Origin of the sequence: Bradyrhizobium sp. sBnM-33, from assembly GCF_032917945.1 — a bacterium.
Taxonomy (GTDB): domain Bacteria; phylum Pseudomonadota; class Alphaproteobacteria; order Rhizobiales; family Xanthobacteraceae; genus Bradyrhizobium.
The window spans coordinates 3,916,495-3,931,181 of the sequence record NZ_CP136624.1 but is presented as its reverse complement, the minus strand read 5'-3'; the positions used below and the strand labels follow the sequence as shown (position 1 = coordinate 3,931,181).

Sequence of the window (14,687 nt, the reverse complement as noted above, 5' to 3'; positions counted from 1 at the left end):
TAATCCGCGGATCGGGTCCCAATCATTCGCACGGGCTTTAACGCCCATGACCCAGAAGCCCGGCGAGGCAAGAGCTAGTGCACTTGCCGCACCCAAGATCGCTTTACGCATGGACGTTGCTCCCTGTTTGATTCCTTTTTTGTTGCCCTGTGGAAGAAAACGCGGAAACCCGTTGTTAGGTTCATGAACGCGTGTTCAGCACGCCCGCGCGCTTGCGTGCTATTTCCGCACCCGAGCGCCGCTTATCACCTACGGCCCGGATATTCGAGTGCGATCTAACCTCATAGAATCGAAGCTTCTTCGGTGACTTCCGTTGATGGCCCTTTTCGGACCTGCCGTTGTCCCCTGACGATGTCCGCTTCTAAGGGGATAGTGTTGCAAAGTCTTTTTGCGGCATGCGACTCAAATTCTTAGAGCCATAGGCCCGACGATCGAATAGTAACGTGGGGACCACGCTGTCGGGCGCCAAACTCACAGGCGATTCCGACAACGGGGCTGAGGCTGCATCTGACCGGCGATTGTCGCTTATTTCGTTCTTTGGCGGAAAAATAGCCGCGCGTCCTTTTGGGTCTTTTGCAACACTATCAAGGGTGGAGCGGATATCTCTGTCACGAGGCCCAACTTCCGAAAGTGACCCCCAGGGGCGCGCTCGCAATGCGCGCCTCTGTGCCCCAATTCCCACACTGCGACTAAAAGAGGGTCTGTTTGTTTCTTTTCGAACAGACAGGCCAAGTCCGTTCCGTCCAGCCTGCATTGCTGGATTGGAAACGGTCATCGGTTGGGGAGGCGAAAATCGAACGTTCCCTGATAACTGACATGCCGCGCGATAGATATCTCGAGCGGTGCAAGCAACGGGCCTTCGATTATCTCGGCCGAGGCGATCTTAAAGACGCAGTCGCCTCGTTCGTCAGTAATATGAACGCCCGTCCCGATTGCGAATTGCCACACTACTTGGCAATGCTTGGCGTTTTGCTCCTAAGGGGGAACGATGCGCCCGGCTTGAGGACGCTGATCGAAGGAGTGAGGTGATGGTCCGATGATCAATACGCGGGGTATGAAGGAGCGCGACACGGCATCTCCTCCATCCAGATTTTTGGTTCGCCAAGGCGCCATTTACGATCGGCAACGTAGGGCGCCGGCAATGATTGGGACCCGTCTGGCGGTTGATCTGACGAAAGAGCAAGCCAACCGCATCGAGCGGATGCTGATGGTTGAGCAGGAAGGCAATCGTTCAAGTTGAGCGCGGCCCCCACGCGCACCCCCGACACGCTGTGGTGCAATCGAGTGACCCGGTGGCTTTCATCATGATAAGAAATGCAGAACGGCAGGCGCACTGGCGCACCAAGCGGGACGCGGGGATCGAGACATTGCGTGCCGCAACCAACAAGGCGGAGCTGGCACTAGCACAGGCCGAGAACGACCTGTTGCGCCAGCGCGTTCTCGACCTAGAGATGGCGCTTGCTCGCCGGGAGAGTGCCGCCAAGTCTGCCCAGACCAAGGCGATCAGCGAAATTGCCTGCCTCAAGGAGAAGAACAAGGAGCTGCAATCCCAACTTCGTCAAATGTGGGACTGGTACAACAACGAGATCGCAAACGGGGGCGGCCTGACCTTCAAGGCAAGCAGTCTGATCGCGAAGGCGCTGCATCCCGACGCCGCGCCAAGCGAGGAGGTCAGGCTGGAAGCGTTCAAGGCGTTCTCGGCGTGGAAGGGCGACAGGGACGCGGCGCGACGGCGCTAGTTCGACCCGCCCCGGACGAAAACTTTTCTTCCCACCCGCGTTGACGGGTCCATCTGTACCCGAGGCGGCAGGGACGCCGCCCGCGATGTCTCTCGGAATTATCGACTTGACGTGGGAGGGTCTAGTCGCGACGTCAGGAATGGACATTTGGCTAGCATCCGCTGAGTTCAGGAAAGGTTCTGGAATTGCCAATCTGTCCCCAATGCGGGGCTGAGTACTGGCCTGTTTCCGACCTCAGTGGCCTATGGCTAGTGGCCCAATTTGATTTTCGTCGGCTACCGGACGGACGGAGTGGGAAGAAGTGGTATGCAATTAACAATGGGCGCGATTGGGAGGGACTCCATGGCTAAACAGCGTAAGCGCGTCAAACACACGGCGACCTTTGAAGAGCGGCTCGCGGAAGAGGCGATCAAAATTTAAAGGTGGCGCTGAAAAGCAACCTCCGGGAAGCACTGCCAGGGAATTGCTTTTGCGGCGCGCCCGACAGGCCGAAACAGCATCACACAACGATTGGCTTCGATCTCCCGGACTACAGCCGCCCAAGGCAATGGAAGATTGGGCTTCCGATCAGAAGAAGTAAGACCGGGGATCGCAAGTGAAGGACTATCAAGCCTCTCTGGAGAAGCTCCGGACCGATGCCGCCGAAGCGGCGATGATCCGCGACCTTGCAACGGATGGGGCTAAACGCGAAATGTTCGACCGGCTAGCCAAGCATCTGGGCCAACTGGCGGACGACGTTGAGCGGGCCATGAACGCGCCAAAAGCCAGCTAAGAGTAAGGACGATTTAACCCAAAAGGTCATGAGGATTAGCCATTTTCTACTTTGGAACAAAAAAATAAAGTTCGCTTTGTAATGGTTAACCCTGGCTGGCGCCCGCCCGCCGTTTGGATGAATTTCGCGCAGGAATACCTTGCCCTACCTGGGATGTTGGAAAGCAATGCAATAACTCAGGAGGAAACTCGATGAGGACTCTGTTACTGGCTGGTGTACTGGCGGTTGCTGGTTTCGCTATCGCCACGCCGATCTCCATTGCACCCGCGTCAGCTCAAGTTGCCGTTGATACTCCGCTCGGTGGCGTGAGAGTGGGCCCGCAGCCGCGTTACTACCGAGACTACGATCGACCCGCTTATCGCGCCTACGGATATGATCGCGGATATCGCGGTGGATGCCGCACATCGAGCGCGACGACGGTTCGGTCCGCAGGGTCCGCCGTTGCGACTGGCAGTGCCGGACTAGAAGATTGACCCGGCGCTCACAAGAGCGTCGAGCCGGCTCTCGCAATCAAGGAATTGGGTGCCATCCACTAAGGCCGCGTCAGTTGGCGGCCTCTTTCATTTCGCGAATGTCTCCTGTTGGGCACTTTTCGGACGTCGTAAGCAGATGCAGCAATGCCCGGTGTTAAGGGAAGAGCGGACATTGGGAAGACCTCTCTAGAAGGAAAACAGGACATTCCAAAATTCCGGCGTAGGGAAGGACGCCTGGATACATTTCGATTCGACTAACCGTGGCGACCTTACCAAAGCCGAAGTCGATCTCTATGTGTTCGCTCCCCTGCGGCTCCCCTCCGCAATTTGAATGAGAGTATTGCGCTTGGCTGGAGCAATTATCTGCAGCGGGCCCGAACCTTCACAGGGTTGAGCTCACGCGTGGCAAATGGACCAAAACAACATCAAGTCATCCCTGCCTTAGCAGGAAAGACAAACCAGCGTTTATGTTCGACGGGGCCGCATACACTGCACACTCACACGAGGCGAGTGCATCTCTTCGTGGCTCGGATTAGAGCCGGGGCGGAAGCGTCAGATCCCTCGGCTTGCTTTTGAGGCACAAGCTGAGATGGACGGAAAAATGTTCGACAGAACATTACGTCGCTGACATCCGGGCAAGCAAAATTTATGACCGATCCGGCAAGAGGCCGTACGACCTCCGAGGCCAAAAATCTACAAGCCAACGGGCGAACTCATAGACCACCTCAGCTTAGTAGCTGGAGACAGACGGCTGGAGAAATCGACTGATCGATCTATTGCCGACCGCGATTAGGCGGCGGTCTTGCTGGTTCGGATCGGGCGTGGAGGCATGAGCGCCCCATTAAAAATTGCAGTTTCCCTCGTCCGCCCGGTTAGGATGGTGGACCTCTCTGTTGGAGCCGCTAAATTTCGAGACAGTAAGTACGGATTTGATTCTGCCGGCAGCGGCATGTGAAGCATTTTTGAATTGTCTTGGTCGCGTGAGCTTGACGACCTCAGCGAATTACACAGCTTTTCGGTGGGAGCACTGGAAATGGAGACATTATTCAAGGTCGTTGGCTGGATCGTGGCCGCAGTTCTAGGTCTTCTCGTTTGGAACGTATTTCCCGAAACTCGACCAATCATCAGTTGTGTTATAGCCGTAGCCTTTATCTGCTACGTGTTGTCTATCATCGTGGTGGTAACCGCTAAGAGGCTCATAGGGGACGAACTGCTAGAGCTTCGTCTTCAAAGCAACGCCGTTGCCAACCGCCTTGAGCTTATGGACCGCAAGGTAACTGCAATTTTGAGGGATGCGCTCGAGCATCGCCAGGCGGCGAATCCAACAGCTGCAGTTAGAACAACACCTAAGCATGGCCACGCTGAGCAACGACAATCTGCTTGAGCAGTCAGAAACATAAAGATTCCGAAATATGACAGCGGTGCAAGGTCATCGACTACGACAAGGGCATCAGAACGGGTAAAGGCAAAGGGAAAATGCGCGTGAGCGAGCTTTGAATCTTTTGCGAGACATTGATTGAGGAAAGATGGAATTATTTACGATCCATGCATCGAAGGACGGCGAATGGATTGAAACACACGGCATCAGCCCAACCTTGATCGTGGCCAAAGCGAACAGCCTTCACAAAACAGGATGGGACGTGCACATCACGGGCGCTATCGGCAGGCGGTATGGACCGACAAGGTCCAATGAGGTTCTATCGTTCGACCGGAAACCGCCGATCAAATTCTAGCATGGTTTAGCGGCCTAAGAGCGGATAACCAGCCAACCGATCCAGAGCGCCAATATTCGGCTGCTCTGAATTACGTTTGTAGGAAAATTCCCGCGGATACAGACAGCAATAAACTTCGCGAGCGATTGCAAACGAATTAGTTCAGTGTGCGCAGTCCGGGAAACACACCGTGATTGATCTCCAAAACGCTGGGCTGAAGATCTTCTTTGGTCGCGCAGCGCGCCGATAATTCACGCTGCTGTGCTGCGCGGTTTCTCCGTTGTTTCATTTTTTTCTACCTCCTTATTGCGAGACAGCCATACGGAAAAACGAAGTAGCCGATCACTATTATCTTTTGACGGCTCGATCGGAGCCCCACTGGCTGAACACGGGAGATCTAGTGTAGCGTGGCCGGCTCGGACCGCATCCGCTCGTTGATCCATCTCGCGCAATAGGGGATCGACTACGCTATCGACTTCGGTCGCAACTGATAATAGAAAACTGTTAAGCTCGCGGGCTTCGGGTACGACTGTCGCAGCCATCTCGATGGCCTCGCAGAGCTTACCAATGACAGGTGCAAACGCGCCGGTCGCTTGTTTGATTCGCTTTTTTATCGCTTCGATTTCACCTAAAACGCGATCACGCTCCCGCCGGGTTTTTTCTTCAGAAAGGCGGGCTTCGATTTCAGCGATCTGAGCCGTCAGTGTCGTGACTTCGGACGCAAGTGCGTCGCGTCTTTCGCGCGCGCGATCCAGATCGCGGCTGAGATTGTCCACTAAGTCGTCCTTTCCGAACATTTTTTTGCTCCGCGTAGGACAGCCGTAACGCGAACCGCCAGCCTGGCAAACGAACGAATGGTTGGATCGGCCGAAAAAAAAGCATCAACTTCGGTTGCGTTGTTGCAGGGGCCGACATGGTGACCCCCAGTCATTCACATTAGGCGACCGCAGGGTTAACAAGTGGTTAATTTCAACATCATGCAGCAATTAGCCGCCGGATGCTTCACAAAACCCGCCCGATCGAACATACGCGAGCTTGCGATCCGATTTAGTATCCAATGACCAACTCCGGAATTGGCAGATAGTGTTGAAAAAGTCTGGGGACGGACGAAAATTGTCAGGGACGCTGACACGTGTTGCACGTGGCGACGGCGGCGGCGATGACGGCTACTGTTGTCCGGGCCGCAATGGCACTGGTGCGCGCGCTTGCGTTCTCGTTTCCGTCGGCGGAAGCGCCGACACGGGCCCACGTGCAGGCGTCGCAATCGGCGGTGGCGAAGCCGCTGATGCCCTGCGCCGCAGGTTCTGCTCGGAGGCGCTGGCGATCGCACGGGCCATTTGCTCCTGGCTCGCCTTCAGCTGCTCGGCGGTCCTGGCGTTCTCGCGGACATTTCTTCCTGGCTAGTCTTGAGCTGCTCGATCCCTTGCTGCACGTTTGCGAGATCACGCGCCATCTTCTGGAGCAACTGTGTCAGCTCGGGAGGGATCCGGGCGGCTGCCGCGTCTTGCGGTGCAGGCTGAGCCGGAGGTGGCAATTGCGAAAGTGCACCGTCCGTCACAGCCACCTGAACGGCAGGCGGACTCTGCTGGTCGGCGAGCTTCGGTGTTTCCGCCGGCAACGGCGAAGCCGCAGCCAGTTGCGGTGCCCACCGGGAGATCATCAGCTTGGCCGTCTCTCCAGAGGACTGCGTAGCGAAAGCAGCGATACAAATGCCCGCTGTCAACAGCAGGCCGACAAAGCCCCGTAGCGCCGGCCTGCCACGCGATGGCCGACGATACCCGTTCGCGGACTTCCTCCGCGCAGCATCTTGCTCCAGTTTGGAAATCTGTTCATTGACACGCGCGAGCTGTTCATCCGCTCGGGCGATTTGTTCATACGCATGCGCGAGCCGTTCATCGGCGCGCGCGACCAGCTCTATCTCTTGCGTGGACAATCCCGGACTAGCATCGTGCGGATCGTCGGTTTGCTTGGTGTTCGCCAAGGAATCCATGGGCGCCTCCTCCCTTTGAAGGGCGATCCTGGCAAGGTCTTCATCGTCACGCTCTCATGACAATGATCGCCTACGCCGTCTTGCAACATCGTCGCCTCGCACAAGCAGGGCGAAAAAAGAATCAACGGACCTCCGCCTCAACCAAGCTTGCCGGGCGCACGCCAAGCCATCGTCGGTCTCACTCTTCGCCATCTCAGCGATGCCCATACTGCAGAAGACGAATCCGCTACAGCAAATAAATCTGCCAAAGTAGTCCTAGCTAGTCATCTGGAACCGCCGCCCAGACTAGCTGAACGCGAGAACTAGCCAACTTGAGCACAACAGCACAAGGGCGGTCACGATTAGCGCGAGGAATCCGTCGGACACGAGGTCATGGTTACGCATGGTACACCTCCTGCCGCCAACGGAGAGGCTGGTCCGAATTTATTAGAAATTTCGGAATCGGCATTTTGCTAAAGGGGGAGGTTGCATAGCGAGCAGCTCGCGAACGGATTGCTAGCATTTTGCTGCCCCCTCAAAAATATGAGGCGGGATTGGGTGTGATGCCTCCGTTTCTCGAATGGATGCCTTAAACCACTCGGCCCCCTTCTTTGGGGCGCCCCGGGGAAAGCGCCGAATCCGGCCGGGTCCCGCCTGCCGGAAAAGATGCAATCGCCAAAATAGTGCCGCACGAATCGGCAGTCATGGCACCAGGCGCTGGGTGCCCTGACCGACGAGGCCCGCCATGTCCCGATGGACCGCCGAGGAAATCCGCGAACTTGTCACCCTGTGGCCGACGAGCACGGCTGCACAAATCGCATATCGCCTGCACCGCCCGCGCGCCGCCATATGCGGAAAGGCCAAGCGGTTGCTCGAGGAAGGCTTGTTGGAAGGTAAGAACGCCAAAAATCCCAATCCGCGCAAACGACGGCGGCGCGCCCGACCACTGCGATTCTGGATCATGCTGCCGCCACCATTGCCACCAGTCAACGACAGCATCGCGATGCGGCCGTGCTCGCTGCTCGAGCTCGATGAGGCGCGCTGTCACTGGCCGCTCGGCGACGTCAACGAAGTTGCGACCGAGTTTTGCGGCGGCGCTGCGGCACCGGGCCATCGCTATTGCCGGCACCATATGCGAATGGCGCATGGTCAGGGCAGCGATGCGGGACATGTTGCGCGATGTTGATGCTCTGATTTCGGCAGCCGCAAATCCACTGCTGCCAAAATGGACACATCCAAATTGCTAGCTTTCCGAACGTCGTTTCAATTTTCATACTGTGCGCGTCTCCGGCGAGAAACCCGCGTTGGTTCAAGTCGCCTCCGCGTCCTAGAGCAAGCGCGGGTATCTCGTCGGGGCGCTCGATCCCTGGCGAGTACTCGCCCAATTTACAGGGCGAGTGAGCGAGGCTCCCGTATGATCCCCTGGACCACCGAGGAAACTTTCTTGCTAGTCAGCCTTTGGCCGACAGCATCGGCCACGCAAATCTCGAGATGGTTGAACCGCTCGCGCTCGTCGATATGCGCAAAGGCAATGCGGCTGCGCCACGATGATTTGTTGCCAGACGGCGTAGAAAAGCATTTCGAGGTGAAGCCGGTGCAGACGCGGCCGGGTCGCGCCAGAACAACGGTAACATCGATCATGCCGCAAAAGCCGGCGCCGCCGCTCGATGGTATCGTGCCGCTGCTCGACATGCGGCCCTGCGTGCTGGTCGAGCTCGACGAGACCCGTTGCCGCTGGCCGCTCGGTGAAGTGCACGAGGTGGCGACCGAGTTTTGCGGCGCCGGCAAGGTGCCGGCCTTGCCCTATTGCGCGCATCATTTGCGGATCGCGCATGGCCAGGGCAGCGCCTCGTAACGATCGGTGCTATCCTCAACCGCATGTCGCTATCCCCGGACCAGCGCCACGTTCTCCTGCTCGCCGATCGCACGCGCGATATTGGTCAGATCACCGCGGCCGTCGCGCGGAGGATTTGGGCGCGAGGACCGATAGGCAACCTCTCCCCACGATGGGACGAGTGCGCCAAGGGGATTGAAGTTAATATGCAAGGCTGCTGGCGTAAGATGTAGTATACTAGCGCACCGGACGCTGAAATGACTGAGTACGACATCACCGTCATCAATGGCTCGTGCTTGCGGATCGGCGAACGCATTGCCTTTTGCGCTAGCGGCGATGGTGATGACCAAGCATAGCGCCCGCAGCAGTCGATCACGTGGCTCATCAAGCGCGGCCATCTGGTCGCAAAGACGACGGCGAGCCGTAGTATCCGACCGATCAGCGCGATCGCAATTGACACGTGAGCCTAGCGATGGCGGCGGCGCCGGGTTGCAAATTTGCAACGAGCCTTTCGGCTGCCACCATCGGGGCGCCACCGGGACGGCCGCACTAGAGCAGTCCGCTCTCTGGTGGCCACATTGAATTCACCCCGCTGTGTCAAGCCGCGATTGCATGCCTGATCGACTATGCCTTAGCGTCCTCATCGCCCACGCGAGTCGACGCCTTTCGAGCATAGGGTAATCGCTCGCATGTAGCCGTCTGGCGCGACGCGCCAAGAGGCACCTTTGTCGCCCCGCCGCGAGGTAGCTTTGGTTTCGCGAAGGTTACAGTTATTTTTAGGCTCCCGCGAAATGCGCAGTATGCATTCTGAAGTGCCGCGACACGATCAACTTCGTTGTCTAGCCCGTCGATGCAATGCTCATCGAGTAACAAAAGGAGAATCGCTCCCAATATGAAACATCCACGGTGGCGTTCAATATTTTTCGTCTCGGAGAAGCTCGTCGTACCGACATCGAGCGTGCCGTACAATTGGTGATGGCCCAAATAGTTTGGATGGCATCTTTCTGACATCAGGTAGTAGTGCCCGCGAACGCCTGAACCTGTGCGCTTATCCATCCGATCAATTAAGGTTATAACGTTGATCGCTTCGGATTCTGGATTCCCTTCGATCCATTTCTTGTGGCGCGTTGCAATGTCCGACTGGTCAAAAAGCGCATTAAGAGCATCGATATCGCTAGCAGCGATGTGTTTTTTCAGCTCATGCTCCAGATCCAGCAATAGCGCGATTGTCTCAATAGGTGCTCTAGCTGGCAGATACGCGCCGACATTGTCACTATTCCAGTTCAGGGCCACGCTTTCCGTTAGTGCCACGATCCTCCAGACCATAGATTCTCGATAAACCGCCGGACTTTGCGTTCGAGAAACCGCAAGCAGACTCGATCCCCGGTCCCCAAAATTGCCTGTTCAAAAAGGTCGGAACGCTCAGCTCTACCGACAAGAAAGCCCCGCCACGGGGCGGCCCGCAGCGAGGCCTTCCATGAGGACGCCGAGCGCTGTCAGGCGACGCCCGGCAGGCTGATGTTACGTCCGCCGTTGCGGCGCTGTCCAGGGATTTTCGACCATCGCTCTTGCAACAACGGCTATTGCGTCGGCTGTCGCTCGCCGCGCGCGCCGTCCAGTCGCGATGATTCCGCCATGCCTGAAAGTCGGCCTTGGTGCGCTTCGGCAAATATTGTCGCCATGCCGCCTCGAAATCCGCGCGCACTTTGTCGAACGTCCGACGCTGCGACCACCAACACGGATCGAACTGGCACGCACGGATATAAAACGCATAGGGTGCCACCAGGGACGCGGAAGCCAGAGGTGCAAATGCGTGCGCGTTTTAGGTCTGCTTATGAATTTTTGATTATGCTCGGAGATTCCACGCACCAGTCGAGTTGGGTTGGAATTGCCTCGATGGATGGATTGGTGAAGCCTTTATAGCGCGCCCACTCATCGGCTTCGGCTAGCCAGTATTCAAACTCTCTTTTCGCGAGTTGCGCACGCTCGCGGCACATGGTTTCCAAAGCTGAGAATCGCTTCCTTGAATCCACCGGGCGGTCCCTCGAATTGAATTACAAATCGTAATCCTCTTGAGGGAGCCGGATACTTACCGTTCTGTAATAGACTTGACGTTTCGTGAGTGTTGCTTTGAAGGCTGCATTGTTTCTCATGTCATGATTCGCACGGAATGAACTTCGGCGCTGAGAAGCGCGTAGTGCACCACCTGCCGCTCGATATACGCTGGCGCGGACGCTGCGGGTTTCATATCTTTCACGGTTGCCAATTCGGAGTCGCGTGATACAAGGCCGGTCCACAAAACCGGAGTAACAATGGCTAGAACTAAGAAAATCGTTCGCCGCGAGTGGACTAAAGAAGATGTACGGCAAATGAAAACTATGGCCAAAGCCAAAGCTGGCGTCACAAAGATAGCCAAATCACTAAAGCGAACACCGGGCGCAACGCAGGTGATGGCTGCGAAGCTTGGCGTATCATTATCAACACGAATCTGAAGTAAGCACAGAGCTGGACTGGCCACAGTTGCGGCCAGTCCGATCCGTGTAGGGAAGCTGCTGCGACCGTGAAATGCCGTTCGCCCGCTAGCAGATGCGCTTTTCCCCGAAAATCGTAGCAGCGGTACCTCGACAAGTCCTGCCGTTAGACATGGACGCATTTGACCTGAGTTAGACGTTTGCTTACCTATTTGTCACTGGAAGTCACCGGTCGCCTGAATTAATGCGGCCGCGATGCGATATTTTTTTCACATCTTTGACGTTCTGAACTCCATCCTGATGATGTGGGAAACAACCTAAAAGTCTTGAGTGCGCAAAACGCATGGCCCAAGTCGTTGCTGATGAATAAAGAAGGGCGGAGAGTTTTCGCAGTCGAGTGTGGTGATCGTTGCGGACGCGGACGACAATATGCTCTTCGAGTGCGGAGCCTCCTAAAGAGAGGTTGCGGTGATTCATTGGCGACAAGCACCTTAAGAAATAGTCGGTTATCTGGAAACTAGAGCCGCCTTCCAATGCCACTCGTTTGGCACGAACCGTTACAAGCCCCCGGTGCGGATGAACAAGCTAACGAATATTATCTGCATTGCCGGTGCTTGTCGCGGGCCTCGGCATTATGGGATATCGCCGATCTAATAGCGTGCTGGCCTAGGCAATCGAATGTCAGTGCTTCGTCTTCGGCGTGGTCGAAAATAGCCGCAACGCCACCTCATGCTCTTCATAAAGCACAAGCCAACGCCTTTCGTTCAGCGACTGTCCATCATCAGTCCAGACGGGCGGCACGGTGCGAGGCAGGAGGTGATGCCGTGGGTCTCAGACCCGCGAAGAATTCTGCGTCCGTGCAAACCCTCGTTCAAGAAGGCTTAGAATTCCCGCTTACCAATAGCCCCAAGGCCGCCCGCCGTATCCGTAAGGTCTGTAGAAGCTAGCGGCCCCGGGTTCTTGGATTGCTTGCCAACGATAGCCGCCGTAGACCGGATAGTAGCTGTAGCCGGGGTAAAAGCCGCCGTAGGCCGGATAGTCGCCATAACCGGGGTAATAGCCGCCGTAGTACGGACCGCCCCCATAATAGCCATCTGCGCTGCTCGCGATCGCGCCACCGATTAGGGCGCCAGCTCCCCAACCCCGATAACCCCAGCCTCCGAAACCTCTGTGTCCTCAGCCCGCCGGCGCGCCAGCCGCCCCAGCGGACCTGGATCAAACTGTCGGCAACCATTGATCTCATGCTTGCCACATTGGTCGGCAAAGGAGCCGCTTGGAGCGTCGCGACGTTGCTGGCCATCAAGGCTCCGGCGAATCCGCCTACGAATACCATTCTGAGGGTGCGCATGTTCTCCTCCGTCAGCTGTTGGAAGAAACCCACAGGCTTAGGATAGCCTCGGGCATGCGGTTGATTTAGGTCAAAGGAATGACAGCTTACCTTTTCAGGCTTGGACGTTTTGCGTGGAGTTGTCGTGCCTGAAGACACGGAAAACGCTGCATCAGGTTGACGGGCGCCTTTACGCTCAAAAGCAAAATTGCCCGATTGAATCTCACCTATTTTGTCGCAACGCGAAATGACGCGATTGGCACGAAACTGACATGCCTGGGCGGTCCGACGATGTCTGCTCTTGAGCGGATTGTGTTGCAAAACTCCCGTTGAGACGACTCGCGAACCGTGATTCCGTTGGTGGAGAGGGCATCAGCGGGAGCGGCGCATGATGGGGCGGCGGGAAGATGGACAAGGACAGTTTTTCTATTCGTTTGATCTCGACAAGGTGGTTCCGCCCGATCATCTGGTGCGGCAGATCGACGGTCTGCTCGATCTGAGCTGGGTGCACAAGGAGTTGGCGCCATATTACTCGCACACGGGGCGGCCCTCGATCGACCCGGTGCTGATGATCCGGATGCTGATCGTTGGCTACGTGTTTGCGCTCCGCTCGGAGCGCCGGCTATGCGCTGAAGTCCAGGTCAACCTAGCCTACAGGTGGTTCTGCAAGCTCGGCATTGAGGACAGGATCCCCGATCATTCTGTTTTCTCCCGTGCGCGGCATGAACGCTTCCGGGAGAGCGACGCTCTGCGTCGGGTCTTCGAGGGTGTAGTGGCAATGTGCATTGCGACCGGGCTGGTTGGCGGCGAAGCGTTCTCGATCGATGCGAGCCTGATCAAAGCGGATGTGGATAAGAAGAAGCGGATGCCCGGCGACCAGCCGATTGCATGGCCGAAGGTAGAGGAGGCATCTCATGCAGTTCGCGAGTACCTCGCCGCCCTTGATACCGCCCGCAGCGATGAGGACGGTAGTGGAGATGCTGGCGGTTCAGGCAAAGGCAGCGCTCGACACAAGCCGCCAAAGCAAGTCTCGCTTACCGATCCGCAAGCGACATGGGTTGCGAGGCCAGGCCTGGATCCATTCTTTGCCTATTATGCGAACTACCTGATCGACAACAAGGCCGGCATCATCATCGATGCGGTGGGCACTCGGGCAAACCGAACCGTGGAGATTGCCATCACCCAGACCATGGTGGACCGTGTTGAGCGCAAAAATAAATGCTGTTCTATCGGCTCACATTAGGAACGAGATGCCAACCATCGCTCGATGACCAGCTTTGCGGGTTGTACCCACCAATGAGGTGGGTTTGGCTCCCGACCGTTACTGACATAACCGTGATCGTGGCCTATTCCACCAACGGCAGTGTGAAAGTTGGCAATCGTCGAGCCTCCGCCCCTTGTAAAAGCGTTCGTAAATTGGAGGGAGCCTGAATAAAGCGATGTGGCGTCCAGCCAAGTCTCAAGCTGATTTGCGTTCGACCCACTCAGCAGTCCATTGCCGCCGACCACGGTTGCCGCCTGAACCTGCGTTGCTGCTCCGAAAAGCACGGCGCATGCAACGAAACCAAATGAATTCAATTTCTTCAATCACCAAATGCGCCCCTGATAATCTTCCTAATCATGAAGACCCTATCTGCGGGATTGTGCTTCCACAAGGATCAAGCGGTTAAAACTACAGGTTAATTGCGCTGCTGGTGAATTTAAATTGCGGGCCGCTTCGGCACCCAAGATATTTCAAATTAAATAGCCGGAACACCAACGCCTCGCGGCGGCAACCCGGCAGGGCTTGGACAGCAGCAGATTGCTCTGCGGCCCACCGGTCAGAATATCCTTGTCCGTGCTGAACTGCTTCGCCCCGGCTGGTGGCACCAGCGTTAGCACGGGAAGCGGGCACTATTTCTGCTCCGGGAGACTGCGGAGCGGCGGCGCCACAGGACCGCAAGGTCATGAACGCTGAAACTACGGCCAGCCACATCACCGCGGTGATGAAAATGGCGACAACCCAACCAGGGCCTCGGCGCCGGTACGTCATGCAAATGGCCAATCAAAAAGAGGCCAAGCCTGACTCGGATTTTGCGCTTGTCAACCGAGCGACCTGACCGCCAGCGCGGCGGTGTTCGGTTTGCTGCCCATGCCGAAATGACATGTCGGGTATGTTGCAGACCCGACAAACAAACCAGATTAACTGTTGTGGCGGGAAAGGGGGCTTTCACCGGAGTCGCTCCCAGCCCCCTTGGGGGCTGGATATGCGTATGTTCCCGGAATCCATAGAACGTCCCTCTTGCAAGAGGTGCGGCACTCGAACCACGCTCGTACGCATCGAACCAGAGGGCGCAGGGCTCGAAAGCCGGATGTTTACGTGCCCGAATTGTGAGAACGTCCACACCGAG

Annotated in this window: 14 protein-coding genes and 1 pseudogene; 10 read left to right on the top strand and 5 right to left on the bottom strand. The window is 56.8% G+C overall.

The annotated features are described in order from the left end of the window. The first annotated feature begins 1,036 nt into the window (after positions 1–1,036). The 5 genes from RX328_RS17935 to RX328_RS17915 all read left to right on the top strand — a co-directional run bounded on the left by RX328_RS17935 (position 1,037) and on the right by RX328_RS17915 (position 4,717). Positions 1,037–1,240, top strand: a complete 204-nt coding sequence (locus tag RX328_RS17935) for a hypothetical protein (protein WP_213256011.1) — start codon at positions 1,037–1,039, stop codon at positions 1,238–1,240. 64 nt (positions 1,241–1,304) lie between these two features. Further along, on the top strand, positions 1,305–1,739 hold the full coding sequence (locus tag RX328_RS17930; RefSeq protein WP_213256013.1) for a hypothetical protein: 435 nt from the start codon (positions 1,305–1,307) through the stop codon (positions 1,737–1,739). A 595-nt stretch (positions 1,740–2,334) separates the two neighbouring features. After that, complete coding sequence (locus RX328_RS17925; RefSeq protein WP_213256015.1) at positions 2,335–2,511, top strand: hypothetical protein; 177 nt, start codon at positions 2,335–2,337, stop codon at positions 2,509–2,511. 1,506 nt (positions 2,512–4,017) lie between these two features. Continuing rightward, complete coding sequence (locus tag RX328_RS17920; protein WP_213256017.1) at positions 4,018–4,368, top strand: hypothetical protein; 351 nt, start codon at positions 4,018–4,020, stop codon at positions 4,366–4,368. Positions 4,369–4,510: 142 nt separating this feature from the next. After that, positions 4,511–4,717 (top strand): hypothetical protein, encoded by a 207-nt coding sequence (locus RX328_RS17915; protein ID WP_213256019.1) that lies wholly within the window; start codon positions 4,511–4,513, stop codon positions 4,715–4,717. 230 nt (positions 4,718–4,947) lie between these two features. On the opposite strand, the gene RX328_RS17910 is transcribed toward RX328_RS17915, so the two are convergent. Both RX328_RS17910 and RX328_RS17905 read right to left on the bottom strand, forming a co-directional pair. After that, entirely contained in the window at positions 4,948–5,493 is a 546-nt protein-coding gene (locus tag RX328_RS17910; RefSeq protein WP_249727153.1) for a hypothetical protein, read from the bottom strand. A 557-nt stretch (positions 5,494–6,050) separates the two neighbouring features. Then, a complete protein-coding gene (locus RX328_RS17905) occupies positions 6,051–6,686 on the bottom strand; it encodes a hypothetical protein (RefSeq protein WP_213256021.1) in 636 nt (211 codons plus the stop codon). Positions 6,687–6,700: 14 nt separating this feature from the next. Between RX328_RS17905 and RX328_RS17900 the strand changes: the two are divergent. From RX328_RS17900 to RX328_RS17890, 3 genes and pseudogenes are all read left to right on the top strand, one after another. Further along, positions 6,701–6,939, top strand: a pseudogene (locus RX328_RS17900) (hypothetical protein); the annotation flags it as partial. A gap of 471 nt (positions 6,940–7,410) precedes the next feature. Further along, entirely contained in the window at positions 7,411–7,851 is a 441-nt protein-coding gene (locus tag RX328_RS17895) for a GcrA family cell cycle regulator (protein ID WP_213256024.1), read from the top strand. Between the two features lie 39 nt (positions 7,852–7,890). After that, a complete protein-coding gene (locus RX328_RS17890; protein ID WP_317258769.1) occupies positions 7,891–8,520 on the top strand; it encodes a GcrA family cell cycle regulator in 630 nt (209 codons plus the stop codon). A gap of 29 nt (positions 8,521–8,549) precedes the next feature. Here RX328_RS17890 and RX328_RS17885 read toward each other — a convergent pair whose 3' ends face one another. Then, a complete protein-coding gene (locus tag RX328_RS17885) occupies positions 8,550–8,849 on the bottom strand; it encodes a hypothetical protein (protein WP_213256028.1) in 300 nt (99 codons plus the stop codon). A 274-nt stretch (positions 8,850–9,123) separates the two neighbouring features. After that, positions 9,124–9,810: a hypothetical protein gene (locus RX328_RS17880; RefSeq protein WP_213256030.1), complete on the bottom strand. Its 687-nt coding sequence runs from the start codon at positions 9,808–9,810 to the stop codon at positions 9,124–9,126. Between the two features lie 1,001 nt (positions 9,811–10,811). On the opposite strand from RX328_RS17880, the gene RX328_RS17875 reads away from it, so the two are divergent. Then, positions 10,812–10,991 (top strand): hypothetical protein, encoded by a 180-nt coding sequence (locus RX328_RS17875; protein ID WP_082656351.1) that lies wholly within the window; start codon positions 10,812–10,814, stop codon positions 10,989–10,991. A 204-nt stretch (positions 10,992–11,195) separates the two neighbouring features. On the opposite strand, the gene RX328_RS17870 is transcribed toward RX328_RS17875, so the two are convergent. Further along, positions 11,196–11,447: a hypothetical protein gene (locus RX328_RS17870; RefSeq protein WP_213256032.1), complete on the bottom strand. Its 252-nt coding sequence runs from the start codon at positions 11,445–11,447 to the stop codon at positions 11,196–11,198. Between the two features lie 1,238 nt (positions 11,448–12,685). Between RX328_RS17870 and RX328_RS17860 the strand changes: the two genes are divergently transcribed. Further along, on the top strand, positions 12,686–13,540 hold the full coding sequence (locus tag RX328_RS17860) for a transposase (protein ID WP_249727154.1): 855 nt from the start codon (positions 12,686–12,688) through the stop codon (positions 13,538–13,540). Positions 13,541–14,687: the final 1,147 nt, after the last annotated feature.

What these genes read in the sequence shown, in the direction of transcription:
- RX328_RS17895 (WP_213256024.1), top strand. Translation starts at nt 7,411, where the DNA reads ATGTCCCGATGGACCGCCGAGGAAATCCGCGAACTTGTCACCCTGTGG.
- RX328_RS17860 (WP_249727154.1), top strand. Translation starts at nt 12,686, where the DNA reads ATGATGGGGCGGCGGGAAGATGGACAAGGACAGTTTTTCTATTCGTTT.
- RX328_RS17920 (WP_213256017.1), top strand. Translation starts at nt 4,018, where the DNA reads ATGGAGACATTATTCAAGGTCGTTGGCTGGATCGTGGCCGCAGTTCTA.
- RX328_RS17915 (WP_213256019.1), top strand. Translation starts at nt 4,511, where the DNA reads ATGGAATTATTTACGATCCATGCATCGAAGGACGGCGAATGGATTGAA.
- RX328_RS17905 (WP_213256021.1), bottom strand. Translation starts at nt 6,686, where the DNA reads ATGGATTCCTTGGCGAACACCAAGCAAACCGACGATCCGCACGATGCT.
- RX328_RS17930 (WP_213256013.1), top strand. Translation starts at nt 1,305, where the DNA reads ATGATAAGAAATGCAGAACGGCAGGCGCACTGGCGCACCAAGCGGGAC.
- RX328_RS17875 (WP_082656351.1), top strand. Translation starts at nt 10,812, where the DNA reads ATGGCTAGAACTAAGAAAATCGTTCGCCGCGAGTGGACTAAAGAAGAT.
- RX328_RS17890 (WP_317258769.1), top strand. Translation starts at nt 7,891, where the DNA reads ATGGACACATCCAAATTGCTAGCTTTCCGAACGTCGTTTCAATTTTCA.
- RX328_RS17910 (WP_249727153.1), bottom strand. Translation starts at nt 5,493, where the DNA reads ATGTTCGGAAAGGACGACTTAGTGGACAATCTCAGCCGCGATCTGGAT.
- RX328_RS17870 (WP_213256032.1), bottom strand. Translation starts at nt 11,447, where the DNA reads ATGAATCACCGCAACCTCTCTTTAGGAGGCTCCGCACTCGAAGAGCAT.
- RX328_RS17935 (WP_213256011.1), top strand. Translation starts at nt 1,037, where the DNA reads ATGATCAATACGCGGGGTATGAAGGAGCGCGACACGGCATCTCCTCCA.